Genomic DNA, 13,454 nt, shown 5'->3' on the forward strand with positions numbered 1-13,454 from the left:
AGGCCGCGCGTTTAGCGCGGCTTTTTTGTGGGCGCAGAATTATCAGCATCCAGCTCCAGCGACAGGACTGACGGTAACCGGCTGACCAGCATGTCGACCGCAATCCTGACTCGCAGGGGCAGATGCGGCGTCTGCTGCCAGACCGCGTGAACGTCGAAACGCACATCCGGCGCTTGTTTTAAGAGTGGGATGAGCCCTCCATTCTGCAGCTCTTTGCGCACCATCCAGCAGGGTAACCATGCAATACCATGCCCGGCCAGCGCTGCGTCGCAGATAGCCTGTAGATCGTCCATATTGAGGGATGAGCGGGGAATTAGGGTGTGCTGCGTGCCTTCGTGGTCCGCCAGTTCCCACGGTAACACCCTGCCGGCACGCAGGTAGTTAATGGCCTTATGCTGGCGTAAATCGGCAACGGTTTCAGGCTGGCCGTTATTCCTCAGGTACTCCGGCGCGGCGCACAGCACCATTCGGTGTTCCCCCAGGCGTCTGGCGACCAGCATGGTGCTGTCCGGCAGTGCGCCGTTTCGCACCGCCATATCAAACCCTTCCTCGACGATATCCACTACGCGATCGCTGAATGACATTTCCAGCTCAAGGGCAGGATGCTCCTGCGTCAAGGCTATCAGCAGCGGGGCGATGCACTGGCGACCAAACAGCACCGGCATGGCAACACGCAGACGGCCACTCACCTGATGTTTCCCTGTTTCCAGCAGCGACTCCGCGCCACGGATTTCCTGGAGTGCTCGCAGGCAGCGTTCATAAAAAAGGGCACCGTTATCGGTCAGGCTTTGGCTACGCGTTGTGCGCTGAAACAGGCGTACTCCCAGCCGCGCTTCAAGGCGAGCAATGCTTTTCCCTACCGCCGAGCGCGACAAATGCAAACGCACCGCGGCCTGAGCAAAACTGCCTGCCTCTACGGCGGCGACAAAAACGGGAATATCCTTCAGCGTATCGGTCATGGATTGTCGTTCTTCAGGAATCAATAGTGGGAAAATGTATCGCCACTGGCGACCATGAGTCAACGTTAGACTGTCAGTACTGAAGTGCATTTGATAACAGGAGAAAAAGATGACAGAGATGATGCAACGCTGGTCAATGGACGCCCTTGGGCGTGAAAACCTCAGACTCACTCAGGCGCCTGTTCCCCAGCCGGGCCCGGGTGAAGTGCGCGTGCGGGTGAACGCTGTTGCGCTCAACTATCGCGATAAAATGGTCATTGAAGGCAACATGCCGATCGCGCTCACCTTCCCGTTTACTCCGGCATCTGACATGGCAGGCGTGGTGGACAGTACGGGTGAAGGCGTTACCCGCTTTAAACCCGGTGCTCGCGTCATCTCCACCTTCTCTCCGGAGTGGGTCGACGGTAAACCGAAAGGCGACGCCCGCAATTTGCCCTACCAGACGCTGGGCGGTTACTTCCAGGGGATGCTGTCTGAATACGTGATCATGCGTGAAAACTGGCTGGTGGCCGCCCCGGAAACGCTGGATGACGCAGAGGCCAGCACCTTACCCTGCGCGGGGCTTACCGCATGGTTTGCACTGGTGGAGCGCGGACAGTTACGTGCCGGACAGTCGGTGCTGGTGCAAGGCACAGGCGGTGTCGCAATCTTCGCGTTGCAAATCGCCAAAGCACACGGTGCAGAAGTTTTTGTGACGTCGGGCAGTGATGAAAAACTGGCGCTGGCTAAAACGCTCGGTGCCGATCGGGGCATCAACCGGCTTAAAGGGAACTGGGCTGACGAGATTTACGCGCTGACGCAGGATCGCGGTATCGACCATATTATTGAAACCGTTGGCGGGGAGAACCTGAGACATTCCCTGCGGGCCGTTGCCGTTCACGGGCGCATATCCGTCATTGGCGTGTTGGCCGGGAGTGAAATCTCGCTGCCTGCCAGCGAACTCTTGCTGAAATCACCGGTGATTCAGGGGATTGGCGTCGGGCACCGCCGTGCGCTGGAAGATTTTGTCCGCGCCGTCGATGTCACGGGGCTGAAACCGGTGATTGAACACCGCTACCGTTTTAACCAGCTTGAAGAGGCGCTTGTACACCTCGACCGCGGTGCTTTTGGCAAAATAGTCCTCACCCGCGAGTAAGCCGTTATCCCCGGGACAGGCGTAAAAGGGGGCTTTTGTTGCGCAATGTAGCTCTATTTTTGTGGGCTTAATCGCGTTAGCATGAGGCAGCACTCATTTATCCCGGGGACCCTATGGCTATCAAACTTATTGCTATCGACATGGACGGCACGCTGTTGCTGCCAGACCACACTATTTCTCCAGCCGTTAAAAACGCGATTGCCGCTGCGCGCGCAAAAGGCGTGAATGTGGTACTGACCACCGGTCGTCCGTATGCGGGCGTGCACAGCTACCTGAAAGAGCTGCACATGAATCAGCCGGGCGATTACTGCATTACCTATAACGGTGCGCTGGTACAGAAGGCGGCGGATGGCAGCACGGTGGCGCAAACCGCGCTGAACTATGACGATTACCTGTTCCTGGAAAAACTGTCCCGCGAGGTCGGTTCCCATTTCCACGCGCTCGATCGCAATACGCTCTATACCGCTAACCGTGATATCAGCTATTACACCGTACATGAATCCTATGTCGCGACGATCCCACTGGTGTTCTGCGAAGCTGAGAAAATGGATCCGAGCACCCAGTTCCTGAAAGTGATGATGATTGATGAGCCTGACATCCTGGATAAAGCGATAGCGCGCATTCCGGCTGAGGTAAAAGAGAAATACACCGTGCTGAAAAGTGCGCCGTACTTCCTCGAAATCCTGGATAAACGCGTTAATAAAGGCACAGGTGTGAAATCGCTGGCAGATACGCTGGGCATCAAACCGGACGAGATCATGGCGCTGGGCGATCAGGAAAACGACATTGCGATGATTGAATATGCGGGCATGGGTGTGGCAATGGACAATGCGATCCCGTCGGTGAAAGACGTGGCCAATTTCGTGACCAAATCTAACCTCGAAGACGGCGTTGCCTACGCGATCGAGAAATTTGTCCTGCAGTAACAGCGTTTCACGCTCATCAGCCTCGGTTATCAACCGGGGCTTTTTTTTGCGCTGAATTTATCGAATTGTTCTTTTTGTGATCTTGATTGTAGTACAACATTAATTGATTGTACTACATTACAACCACGGTAATGATGAAAGGCGTCACGTTTGTACTGCAAAAGTGAGGCGAAATTCAGCGGTCGAGGTAAAGTAGTCCTGAACATACAGAGCATAAGGACTCTCCATGACTCTCAATAAAACCGATCGCATCGTCATCACGCTGGGCACCCAGATCGTGGGTGGAAAGTACGTTCCCGGTTCACCGCTGCCTGCTGAGGCAGAGCTGTGTGAGGAGTTTGAAACCTCGCGCAACATCATTCGGGAAGTGTTTCGCTCGCTCATGGCAAAGCGGCTGATTGAAATGAAGCGCTACCGCGGCGCCTTTGTCGCCCCGCGTAATCAGTGGAACTACCTCGACACCGATGTCCTGCAGTGGGTGCTGGAAAACGACTACGACCCAAGGCTGATTGGCGCGATGAGTGAGGTACGAAACCTGGTAGAGCCGGCCATCGCCCGTTGGGCTGCGGAACGTGCAACGTCAGGAGACCTGGCTCAGATTGAGTCCGCCCTGAACGACATGATTGCCAATAACCAGAACCGGGATGCGTTCAACGAAGCGGACATCCGCTATCACGAAGCGGTGCTGCAGTCGGTCCATAACCCGGTATTACAGCAGCTTAGCGTTGCCATCAGCTCGCTACAGCGCGCGGTATTTGAACGAACCTGGATGGGCGATGAGGCCAACATGCCAAAAACGCTCCAGGAACATAAAGCGCTGTTCGATGCTATCCGGCATCAGGACGGCGATGCGGCAGAGCAGGCGGCACTCACGATGATCGCCAGCTCGACACGAAGGTTGAAGGAAATCACATGACATCTCGCTACATCGCTATTGACTGGGGATCGACCAATCTGCGCGCCTGGCTGTATCAGGGCGAGCAGTGCCTGGAAAGCAGGCAATCAGAAGCAGGCGTGACGCGCCTGAACGGTAAATCCCCCGAGGCGGTGTTAGCAGAGGTGACACACAACTGGCGCGAGAGCACCACGCCGGTGGTCATGGCGGGCATGGTGGGCAGTAACGTGGGCTGGAAGGTCGCGCCTTATCTGCCCGTACCTGCCGCGTTCGCTGCCATTGGCGAGCAGTTAACGTCCGTTGGTGACAATATCTGGATTATTCCAGGATTATGCGTTTCCCGGAACGATAACCACAATGTGATGCGCGGCGAAGAGACCCAGCTCCTTGGCGCGCGCATGCTCTCTCCTTCTTCTGTCTACGTCATGCCCGGCACGCACTGTAAATGGGTGCAGGCCGACGCTGAGCACATCCACGATTTTCGCACCGTGATGACCGGTGAGCTGCACCACTTGCTGCTGACGCACTCGCTGGTGGGCGCGGGGTTGCCGGAGCAGGACGCTTCGCCCGAGGCCTTTGCCGCCGGGCTGGAGCGGGGTATCGCCAGCCCTGCCGTTTTGCCGCAACTTTTTGAAGTTCGCGCTTCGCATGTACTGGGCACGCTTCCCCGTACGCAGGTCAGCGAATTTTTATCGGGCCTGTTGATTGGCGCGGAAGTCGCCAGCCTGAGCGAGCAGTTCGCCGGGCAACAGACCATCACCCTCGTCGCGGGTTCATCGCTGACCTCTCGCTACCGCCAGGCGTTCAATGCCATCGGGCGGGACGTGGCGGCGGTAGAGGGCGACACGGCATTTCAGGCAGGAATAAGGAGCATCGCTCATGCAGTGGCAAACTAATCTTCCCCTCATCGCTATCCTGCGCGGCGTCACGCCCGACGAGGTATTAGCGCACGTAGGTGCGGCGATCGACGCCGGTTTTGACGCCGTGGAAATACCGCTTAATTCCCCACAGTGGGAAAAGAGCATCCCGGCGGTCGTGGACGCGTTTGGTGATAAGGCGTTGATTGGCGCTGGCACCGTTCTGCAACCGGAGCAGGTGGACCAGCTTGCGCAGATGGGCTGCAGGCTGATTGTGACGCCGAATATTCACCCTGAGGTGATCCGTCGCGCAGTGGGCTACGGCATGACCGTCTGCCCGGGATGCGCAACGGCAACAGAAGCGTTCGCGGCTCTCGATGCGGGCGCGCAGTCGCTCAAAATTTTCCCGTCATCGGCTTTTGGTCCGGCCTATATCAGCGCGCTGAAAGCGGTATTGCCCGCCAGCGTACCGGTCTTTGCGGTGGGGGGCGTGACGCCAGAAAACCTGGCGCAGTGGATCAACGCAGGTTGTGTCGGGGCGGGTCTGGGCAGCGATCTTTATCGCGCCGGGCAATCCGTCGAACGTACCGCACAGCAGGCGGCCGCATTTGTGAAAGCGTATCGAGAGGCAGTGAAATGAAAATAACCAAACTCACCACGTACCGTTTACCGCCGCGTTGGCTGTTCCTGAAAATCGAAACCGATGAAGGCGTGGTCGGCTGGGGCGAACCGGTCATTGAAGGGCGTGCGCGTACCGTGGAAGCGGCGGTGCATGAGCTGGGCGAGTACCTGACAGGACAAGATCCTGCCCGCATCAACGACCTGTGGCAGGTGATGTACCGCGCGGGTTTCTACCGGGGCGGACCGGTTCTGATGAGCGCCATCGCCGGTATCGACCAGGCGTTATGGGATATCAAAGGCAAAGTGCTGAATGCCCCGGTCTGGCAGCTGATGGGCGGCCTGGTGCGCGACAAAATCAAAGCCTACAGCTGGGTGGGCGGCGACCGTCCCGCGGAAGTGATCGACGGTATCAGGCAGTTGCGCAATATTGGTTTTGACACCTTTAAACTGAACGGCTGCGAAGAGATGGGCGTCATCGACAACGCACGGGCGGTAGACCGCGCGGTAAATACCGTGGCGCAGATCCGTGAAGCGTTCGGCAACGAGATTGAATTTGGCCTGGACTTCCACGGTCGCGTCAGCGCGCCGATGGCCAAAGTGCTGATTAAAGAGCTGGAGCCGTACCGTCCGCTGTTTATCGAAGAGCCGGTGTTGGCCGAGCAGGCGGAGTACTACCCGAAACTGGCCGCACAGACGCATATCCCGATTGCCGCCGGTGAGCGCATGTTCTCGCGCTTCGAGTTCAAACGCGTGCTGGAAGCTGGCGGCCTGGCGATATTGCAGCCGGATCTGTCGCATGCCGGCGGCATCACAGAATGCTACAAAATCGCCGGGATGGCGGAAGCCTACGACGTGGCGCTGGCACCGCATTGTCCGCTGGGGCCGATCGCACTGGCAGCCTGTCTGCACGTCGACTTTGTCTCGCGTAACGCGGTGTTCCAGGAACAGAGCATGGGCATTCACTATAACAAGGGCGCGGAACTGCTCGACTTTGTGAAAAACAAAGATGATTTCAGCATGGAAGGCGGTTTCTTTAAACCGTTAACGAAGCCGGGCCTTGGCGTGGATATCGACGAAGCCAAAGTCATTGAGCTGAGTAAAAACGCGCCTGACTGGCGCAACCCGTTATGGCGTCATGAAGATGGCTCTGTCGCTGAGTGGTAATTCAGCCTAAGCACATCGCCACTAAAAAGTAATTTCAACAATAACAAACACACCCTCTGTAAATTACAGGGCATGGTGAGCGGCTTCGCTATGCCCAAAATCTGGAGACAGATTGCGATGGATATTCCTGTTACTGCTGCAAAAACCGGGCGTCGGCGCTACCTGACGCTGGTCATGATTTTTATTACTGTGGTCATCTGTTACGTTGACCGCGCCAACCTTGCCGTGGCTTCAGCCCATATTCAGGAGGAGTTTGGGATCAGCAAAGCGGAAATGGGTTACGTCTTTTCGGCGTTTGCCTGGCTGTATACGCTGTGCCAGATCCCCGGCGGCTGGTTCCTTGACCGTGTCGGCTCGCGCCTGACCTATTTCATTGCCATCTTTGGCTGGTCGGTGGCGACCCTGTTCCAGGGCTTTGCCACCGGGCTGATGTCGCTGATTGGCCTGCGTGCGATCACCGGGATTTTCGAAGCCCCGGCGTTTCCGACCAATAACCGCATGGTGACCAGCTGGTTCCCGGAGCATGAACGCGCCTCGGCCGTTGGATTCTACACCTCCGGGCAGTTTGTCGGCCTGGCGTTCCTGACGCCGCTGCTGATCTGGATCCAGGAACTGCTGAGCTGGCACTGGGTCTTTATTGTGACCGGGGGGATCGGCATTATCTGGTCGTTGATCTGGTTCAAGGTCTATCAACCGCCGCGTCTCACCAAAAGTATCAGCAACGCTGAACTGGACTATATCCGCGACGGTGGCGGCCTGGTGGATGGCGATGCGCCGGTGAAAAAAGAGGCGCGTCAGCCGCTGACCAAAGCCGACTGGAAGCTGGTTTTCCACCGCAAGCTGGTGGGGGTTTATCTGGGGCAGTTCGCGGTGACCTCCACGCTGTGGTTCTTCCTGACCTGGTTCCCGAACTATCTGACCCAGGAAAAAGGCATCACCGCGCTGAAGGCGGGCTTTATGACCACCGTACCGTTCCTGGCGGCCTTCTTTGGTGTGCTGCTTTCCGGCTGGCTGGCGGACAGGCTGGTGAAAAAAGGGTTCTCGCTGGGTGTCGCGCGTAAAACGCCTATTATCTGCGGGCTGCTGATCTCCACTTGCATCATGGGTGCAAACTACACCAACGATCCGGTCTGGATTATGACGCTGATGGCGATTGCGTTCTTCGGGAACGGTTTTGCCTCCATCACCTGGTCGCTGGTCTCCTCGCTGGCCCCGATGCGCCTGATTGGTCTGACCGGTGGCGTGTTCAACTTTGTCGGCGGCCTGGGGGGGATCACGGTTCCGCTGGTCATCGGTTATCTGGCTCAGGACTATGGCTTTGGCCCGGCACTGATCTATATCTCCGCAGTGGCCTTGCTCGGTGCGCTCTCCTACATCCTGCTGGTAGGTGACGTCAAACGTGTAGGCTAATTCCCCGCAATGTTTTACCCTGATGCGATAACTGCGCATCAGGGTAACGCCATGAAACAAATCACCTTCGCCTCCCGTCATCACCAGCTTACCAATATCAATACCTGGACGCCGGACAGCCAGTGGCTGGCCTACGATGTGCGTCCGTCCGGCGCATCGTTCACCGGTGAAACCATTGAGCGGGTCAATGTTATTACGGGTGACGTCGAGGTGATCTATCGCGCCAGTCACGGTGCGCATGTTGGCGTGGTGACCGTTCATCCGCAGCAGGACAAATATGTCTTTATCCACGGCCCGGAAAATCCGGATGCAGACTGGCACTACGATTTTCATCATCGTCAGGGCGTGGTTGTACACAACGGTCAGGTGAGTAACCTGGATGCCATGGATATCACGCCGCCTTATACCGCAGGCGCGCTGCGTGGCGGCAGCCACGTGCACGTTTTTAGCCCTGACGGACAGTTCGTGAGCTTTACCTACAACGACCATGTATTGCATGAGCGTGACCCGACGCTCGATTTACGCAACGTCGGCGTCGCAGCGCCTTTTGGCCCGGTGACGCCGCAAGGGACGCATCCACGTGAATATTCCGGCACCTTCTGGAGCGTGCTGGTGAGCCGCACGACGCCCGCGCCTCAGCCCGGCAGCGATGAGATCAACCGAGCCTATGAAGAGGGCTGGGTGGGCAATGACAGGCTGGCGTTTATCGGCGATACCGTGTCTGCGACAGGCGAGAAAGTGCCAGAACTGTTTATTGTGGATCTGCCCAACGACGAGCAGGGATGGAAACGCGCGGGCGATGCGCCGCTGCAGGGGACTCCTGAGACGCTGCCTGCGCCCCCGGCGGGTGTCATGCAGCGCCGGCTGACCTTTACCCACCAGCGGGCATTCCCGGGGCTGGTAAACGTGCCGCGTCACTGGGTGCGCTGCAACCCGCAGGGGACGCAGATTGCGTTTCTGATGCGTGATGATAAGGGCATTGTGCAGCTGTGGCTTATCGCTCCAGAAGGCGGCGAACCACGCCAGTTGACGCATAACGAAAGTGACATTCAGTCGGCATTTACCTGGCACCCAGCCGGTCACTGTCTGGGATTTGTGCTGGAAGAGCGGATTGCCTGCTGTGATGCGCAAACCGGAGAGGTGACGTTTTTGACGTCCGATCACGGCAATCCACCGTCTGGTGATGCGGTCGTGTTTTCCCCGGACGGGCGTTTTATTGCATGGATGGAAGAGACAGAAGGTTTCCGTCAGCTTTGGCTAACGGAAACCGGGCAGCGTTAACGCGTTGGCGTTAAGCGGGTGGAATGACGGAATTGGTGGCCAGATTTTGCTGCTCGCTTTTCTCTACCCGCGAGCGCACGGAGCTGTCCTTACGGAACATATCCCACGGCAGCAAAAGCGTATCGGCCACAGCCGTAAACGGCATATCCAGGATGACCAGGGATTTTGTGCCCCAGTTGGTATCGTCATCGGAGATCATCTCAGCGCTGGCACGCGTCCCCGGATATGTTCCTTCTTTACCGCCGGTGTGAGACATCACGCTCGAACACCCGCAAAGTAAAACAACCCCGCTGAACGTCGTCAGCTTTATCAGAACATTTTTCATCATCACTCAGTCATCGTTAATGGCACTGCATAAACCTGCAACTCAGGGTTATAGCGAGCCTCGTTCAAAATGGATAGCCCGATAACCCCGCACTGTGGCAGCCATCGCAATTTAACCCTTTGTGCTGTTGTCCCAGTCTAAGCGAGATGCACGAAAGTGCAAAAAAAAGTGCGTCCGCTGCGCTTGAAAAGACCGGTTCCAGACCCATTTTAAGAATGTAACCCGATAACGAACACGCCTGCGGGGTGTTCAGGGGCACACTGGCCTGTCCATGGTGGAAGGCTACAATTTCTCGCTGATTTCAGGAGCTTTTATTTATGCGTAACTTCGATCTTTCCCCGCTATACCGTTCTGCAATTGGTTTTGACCGCCTGTTTAACCATTTAGAAAATAACCAAAGCCAGAGCAACGGCTACCCTCCATACAATGTTGAACTGGTTGATGAAAACCACTACCGCATCGCCATTGCCGTCGCCGGTTTTGCAGAGAACGAACTGGAGATCACCGCGCAGGACAACCTGCTGGTGGTGAAAGGTTCACATACGGCCGAGCAGAAAGAACGCACCTACCTTTATCAGGGTATCGCCGAGCGCAACTTTGAACGCAAGTTCCAGTTAGCCGAGAACATTCACGTGAAAGGCGCGAACCTGGTCAACGGCCTGCTGTTTATCGAACTGGAACGTGTGATTCCGGAAGAGAAAAAACCGCGCCGTATCGAGATCAACTGATTATGCGGGTCGCGCGAGCGGCCCACCCAGAATTGCTTGCCGTAATGGGAGCATATGTGAATCCATGAGGATTTGCAGGAACAACTGCGCACAAAAATAAACTGTGCCGAACTCGCTTCTCAGAAGGAGATTTAGTATGCGTAACTACGATTTATCCCCCCTGCTGCGTCAGTGGATTGGTTTTGACAAACTGGCTAATGCCCTGCAAAGCACCACCGAGCAACAGACGTTTCCGCCGTACAACATCGAAAAAAGCGATGACAACCACTATCGCATCACCCTTGCGCTGGCCGGGTTCCGCCAGGACGATCTGGATATTCAGCTCGAAGGCACGCGCCTGACCGTGAAAGGTACGCCGGAAAAACAAGAAACCGAGACCAAATGGCTGCACCAGGGCCTGGTTAATCAGCCGTTTAGCCTGAGCTTTACTCTGGCTGACCATATGGAAGTGTCCGGCGCGACATTTACCAACGGGCTGCTGCATATCGACCTGACCCGCAACGTGCCGGAAGCCATTGCACCGCAGCGTATCGCCATTAGCGAGCGTCCTGCGCTGAACAGTTAACCCTCTGCGGGTTGTTGCCTCTCCCACAGGGAGAGGATGAAAAGATAACGCCCTGCCCCGGCAGGGCTTTTTTGTGCGCCATCGCCCATACAACCGCGTGCGGCTCTGAGAGAATCCGTAGCATAACTAAGGTTATGCACAGGAAGTGGATCATGAGTGATATCGCGTTAACCGTTAGCGTGTTGGCCCTGGTCGCAGTGGTGGGTCTGTGGATTGGCAATGTTAAAATCCGCGGCGTCGGATTTGGGATAGGCGGGGTGCTGTTCGGCGGGATTTTTGTCGGCCATTTTGCCGACCAGCTTGGGCTGGTGCTCAGCGCCGAAATGCTCCATTTCATCCAGGAATTCGGTCTGATCCTCTTCGTCTACACCATCGGTATTCAGGTGGGGCCTGGCTTTTTCGCTTCCCTTCGGGTCTCCGGATTACGGCTGAACCTGTTTGCCTTCGGTATTGTGGTGATGGGAGGGCTGGTCACCGCCATTCTGCATAAGCTCTTCGATATTCCGCTGCCGGTGGTGCTGGGTATTTTCTCCGGGGCGGTCACCAATACGCCTGCACTGGGTGCAGGGCAGCAAATTTTGCGCGACCTTGGCATCTCTCCCGGTATTGTCGACCAGATGGGGATGAGCTACGCCATGGCCTATCCGTTTGGGATTTGCGGCATTCTGCTCTCCATGTGGCTGGTGCGGGTACTCTTTCGCATTAACGTCGAAAACGAGGCAAAAGACCACGAAACCACGCTCACCAACGGCCATATGCCGATCAAAACCATCAACATTCGCGTCGATAACCCCAACCTCAACAATATGGCGATTCAGGATGTGCCGATCCTGAACAGCGCCAATATTATCTGCTCACGCCTTAAACGTGACGATATGCTGATGGTACCTGCGCCCGGGACCATTATTCAGCAGGGTGACCTGCTGCACCTGGTCGGACAGTCCGGGGATTTAAACAACGCGCGGCTGGTGATTGGTCAGGAGGTGGAGACCTCGCTCTCCACGCGCGGCACCGATATGCGCGTAGAGCGCGTCGTGGTGACCAACGAGCACGTGCTTGGCAAGAAAATACGCGATTTGCAGGTTAAAGAGCGCTATGACGTCGTGATCTCCCGTCTTAACCGTGCTGGGGTGGAACTGGTCGCCAGCCCGGAAGCCAGCCTGCAGTTCGGCGATATCCTGAACCTGGTTGGGCGCCCGTCATCCATTGATGCGGTAGCGGACATGGTGGGTAACGCCCAGCAAAAACTGCAGCAGGTGCAGATGTTGCCGGTCTTTATCGGTATCGGGCTGGGAGTGCTGCTTGGCTCCATTCCGCTGTATGTCCCGGGTTTTCCGGTCGCGCTCAAGCTGGGCCTGGCGGGTGGACCGCTGATTATGGCGCTGATCCTCGGGCGTATCGGCTGTATCGGTAAGCTCTACTGGTTTATGCCGCCGAGCGCCAACCTGGCGCTGCGCGAGCTGGGGATTGTGCTGTTTCTGGCGGTGGTCGGCCTGAAATCCGGGGGCGATTTTATCGATACCCTGGTGAAGGGCGAGGGGATGAGCTGGGTCGGCTACGGGATATTTATCACGGCGATTCCGCTCCTGACGATGGGAATCCTGGCGCGGATGTTCGCCAAAATGAATTATCTGACGCTCTGCGGCATGCTCGCCGGATCAATGACTGACCCACCCGCACTGGCCTTTGCCAACAACCTGCACGCCACCAGCGGCGCGGCGGCGCTGTCATACGCCACGGTCTACCCGCTGGTGATGTTCCTGCGTATTATTACCCCGCAGCTACTGGCGGTGCTGTTCTGGGGGATGAGTTAGCAGGTCTTCCGGGTGGATGCGCCGCAGATGGTAGTCCACCTGGTAATCACGGGTATTACGGAACATCACGGAATAATTGAGAAATTCGCCGCTGTCGCTGTAGGAAAGAGACGTTATCCGCAGCAGCGGCGTCTGTTCCGGCAGGTTCAGGTAACCGGCGAGCTGTTTATCTGCCAGCACCGGCGTCAGGCTCTCGTAGTTGCCGCTGATGGTTATTCCGCACTCCTTCTCGATGTAATCAAACTTCGACCCTTCCAGATGTGCCAGTGAAAGCGTGCGGAACAGCTTCACGGGCATAAAGCTGTCCTCCAGCATCAGGGGTTTTCCGTCGACATAACGCACCCGGCGCGAGAAGTAGATACGCTCATCCACCTGAATGCGGAGCTGGCTGGCGATAGCGGGCGGAGCGGGCATCACTTCGAACTGTAGCACCTTGCTCTGCACCTCTTTTCCCTGCTGGCGCAGCACCTCCACCAGCCCGGTCAGATTGGTGGTTTCGTGGTGGACATCTTTACGCGCCACGAATGTCCCGCTACCGTGTCGGCGTTCAACCAGCCCCCAGTTCACCAGCAGATCCAGCGCCTTTCGAATGGTCATCCGCGCCACGCCAAACTCCTGCGCCAGCGCTTTCTCACCCGGCAGCGGACTCCCGATATTGTAGTCCGACGAATTCAGCCGCAGCCGCAACCTGTCAGCGATAGATTTGTAGATCACCAGTAGACCTCTCTGCCTGTATTAACGCGTGGATTGCGTCCTGACATGTCCATATTAACA

At 56.8% G+C, this 13,454-nt stretch carries 14 protein-coding genes and 1 other annotated feature; of the genes, 11 read left to right on the forward strand and 3 right to left on the reverse strand.

Features of this window, described 5'->3' with window-relative positions; all coding sequences use genetic code 11:
• Positions 1-11: 11 nt before the first annotated feature.
• On the reverse strand, positions 12-959 hold the full coding sequence (locus BJP35_RS03455; protein ID WP_047742681.1) for a LysR family transcriptional regulator: 948 nt from the start codon (positions 957-959) through the stop codon (positions 12-14).
• 109 nt (positions 960-1,068) lie between these two features.
• Here BJP35_RS03455 and BJP35_RS03460 point away from each other — a divergent pair, with 109 nt between their 5' ends.
• The 8 genes from BJP35_RS03460 (at position 1,069) to BJP35_RS03495 (ending at position 9,248) form a co-directional block, all read left to right on the forward strand.
• On the forward strand, positions 1,069-2,094 hold the full coding sequence (locus BJP35_RS03460) for an NAD(P)-dependent alcohol dehydrogenase (RefSeq protein WP_014167960.1): 1,026 nt from the start codon (positions 1,069-1,071) through the stop codon (positions 2,092-2,094).
• Between the two features lie 113 nt (positions 2,095-2,207).
• Positions 2,208-3,020, forward strand: a complete 813-nt coding sequence (yidA, locus tag BJP35_RS03465; protein ID WP_032679289.1) for a sugar-phosphatase — start codon at positions 2,208-2,210, stop codon at positions 3,018-3,020.
• Between the two features lie 226 nt (positions 3,021-3,246).
• Complete coding sequence (gene dgoR / locus BJP35_RS03470; RefSeq protein ID WP_006177594.1) at positions 3,247-3,936, forward strand: D-galactonate utilization transcriptional regulator DgoR; 690 nt, start codon at positions 3,247-3,249, stop codon at positions 3,934-3,936.
• Entirely contained in the window at positions 3,933-4,811 is an 879-nt protein-coding gene (locus BJP35_RS03475; protein ID WP_040018330.1) for a 2-dehydro-3-deoxygalactonokinase, read from the forward strand. The genes dgoR and BJP35_RS03475 overlap by 4 nt, the downstream gene beginning before the upstream one ends.
• Entirely contained in the window at positions 4,795-5,412 is a 618-nt protein-coding gene (locus tag BJP35_RS03480; protein WP_032680045.1) for a 2-dehydro-3-deoxy-6-phosphogalactonate aldolase, read from the forward strand. The genes BJP35_RS03475 and BJP35_RS03480 overlap by 17 nt, the downstream gene beginning before the upstream one ends.
• Positions 5,409-6,557, forward strand: a complete 1,149-nt coding sequence (gene dgoD, locus BJP35_RS03485) for a galactonate dehydratase (protein ID WP_014167964.1) — start codon at positions 5,409-5,411, stop codon at positions 6,555-6,557. The genes BJP35_RS03480 and dgoD overlap by 4 nt, the downstream gene beginning before the upstream one ends.
• A 72-nt stretch (positions 6,558-6,629) precedes the next feature.
• Positions 6,630-7,967, forward strand: coding sequence for an MFS transporter (locus BJP35_RS03490; RefSeq protein WP_078775102.1), 1,338 nt, complete (start codon positions 6,630-6,632; stop codon positions 7,965-7,967).
• Positions 7,968-8,018: 51 nt separating this feature from the next.
• A complete protein-coding gene (locus tag BJP35_RS03495) occupies positions 8,019-9,248 on the forward strand; it encodes a DUF3748 domain-containing protein (RefSeq protein WP_073970976.1) in 1,230 nt (409 codons plus the stop codon).
• 10 nt (positions 9,249-9,258) lie between these two features.
• Here BJP35_RS03495 and BJP35_RS03500 read toward each other — a convergent pair whose 3' ends face one another.
• Positions 9,259-9,576, reverse strand: a complete 318-nt coding sequence (locus BJP35_RS03500; RefSeq protein ID WP_025202651.1) for a YceK/YidQ family lipoprotein — start codon at positions 9,574-9,576, stop codon at positions 9,259-9,261.
• A gap of 248 nt (positions 9,577-9,824) precedes the next feature.
• Positions 9,825-9,897 (forward strand) — a sequence feature (ROSE (Repression Of Heat Shock gene Expression) occurs in the 5'-region of heat shock genes and acts as an RNA thermometer to modulate expression.).
• On the opposite strand from BJP35_RS03500, the gene ibpA reads away from it, so the two are divergent.
• From ibpA to BJP35_RS03515, 3 genes are all read left to right on the forward strand, one after another.
• Positions 9,891-10,301, forward strand: coding sequence for a small heat shock chaperone IbpA (gene ibpA, locus BJP35_RS03505; protein WP_008500162.1), 411 nt, complete (start codon positions 9,891-9,893; stop codon positions 10,299-10,301). Its footprint overlaps the feature before it by 7 nt.
• 136 nt (positions 10,302-10,437) lie before the next feature.
• Positions 10,438-10,866 (forward strand): small heat shock chaperone IbpB, encoded by a 429-nt coding sequence (gene ibpB, locus BJP35_RS03510; protein ID WP_025202652.1) that lies wholly within the window; start codon positions 10,438-10,440, stop codon positions 10,864-10,866.
• Positions 10,867-11,018: 152 nt separating this feature from the next.
• Positions 11,019-12,680: a putative transporter gene (locus BJP35_RS03515; RefSeq protein ID WP_047742689.1), complete on the forward strand. Its 1,662-nt coding sequence runs from the start codon at positions 11,019-11,021 to the stop codon at positions 12,678-12,680.
• Here the strand turns inward: BJP35_RS03515 and BJP35_RS03520 are convergent.
• Entirely contained in the window at positions 12,648-13,394 is a 747-nt protein-coding gene (locus tag BJP35_RS03520; protein ID WP_047742691.1) for a GntR family transcriptional regulator, read from the reverse strand. The two genes, BJP35_RS03515 and BJP35_RS03520, sit on opposite strands and share 33 nt — an antisense overlap.
• Between the last annotated feature and the right edge of the window lie 60 nt (positions 13,395-13,454).

The sequence above is a fragment of the Enterobacter sp. J49 genome, assembly GCF_002148625.1.
Classification (GTDB): Bacteria; Pseudomonadota; Gammaproteobacteria; order Enterobacterales; family Enterobacteriaceae; genus Enterobacter; species Enterobacter ludwigii.

Coding starts and splice junctions, on each gene's coding strand:
- BJP35_RS03455 (WP_047742681.1), bottom strand. CDS start 959: ATGACCGATACGCTGAAGGATATTCCCGTTTTTGTCGCCGCCGTAGAG.
- ibpB (WP_025202652.1), top strand. CDS start 10,438: ATGCGTAACTACGATTTATCCCCCCTGCTGCGTCAGTGGATTGGTTTT.
- dgoR (WP_006177594.1), top strand. CDS start 3,247: ATGACTCTCAATAAAACCGATCGCATCGTCATCACGCTGGGCACCCAG.
- BJP35_RS03515 (WP_047742689.1), top strand. CDS start 11,019: ATGAGTGATATCGCGTTAACCGTTAGCGTGTTGGCCCTGGTCGCAGTG.
- BJP35_RS03475 (WP_040018330.1), top strand. CDS start 3,933: ATGACATCTCGCTACATCGCTATTGACTGGGGATCGACCAATCTGCGC.
- dgoD (WP_014167964.1), top strand. CDS start 5,409: ATGAAAATAACCAAACTCACCACGTACCGTTTACCGCCGCGTTGGCTG.
- ibpA (WP_008500162.1), top strand. CDS start 9,891: ATGCGTAACTTCGATCTTTCCCCGCTATACCGTTCTGCAATTGGTTTT.
- BJP35_RS03500 (WP_025202651.1), bottom strand. CDS start 9,576: ATGATGAAAAATGTTCTGATAAAGCTGACGACGTTCAGCGGGGTTGTT.
- BJP35_RS03480 (WP_032680045.1), top strand. CDS start 4,795: ATGCAGTGGCAAACTAATCTTCCCCTCATCGCTATCCTGCGCGGCGTC.
- BJP35_RS03460 (WP_014167960.1), top strand. CDS start 1,069: ATGACAGAGATGATGCAACGCTGGTCAATGGACGCCCTTGGGCGTGAA.
- yidA (WP_032679289.1), top strand. CDS start 2,208: ATGGCTATCAAACTTATTGCTATCGACATGGACGGCACGCTGTTGCTG.
- BJP35_RS03490 (WP_078775102.1), top strand. CDS start 6,630: ATGGTGAGCGGCTTCGCTATGCCCAAAATCTGGAGACAGATTGCGATG.
- BJP35_RS03495 (WP_073970976.1), top strand. CDS start 8,019: ATGAAACAAATCACCTTCGCCTCCCGTCATCACCAGCTTACCAATATC.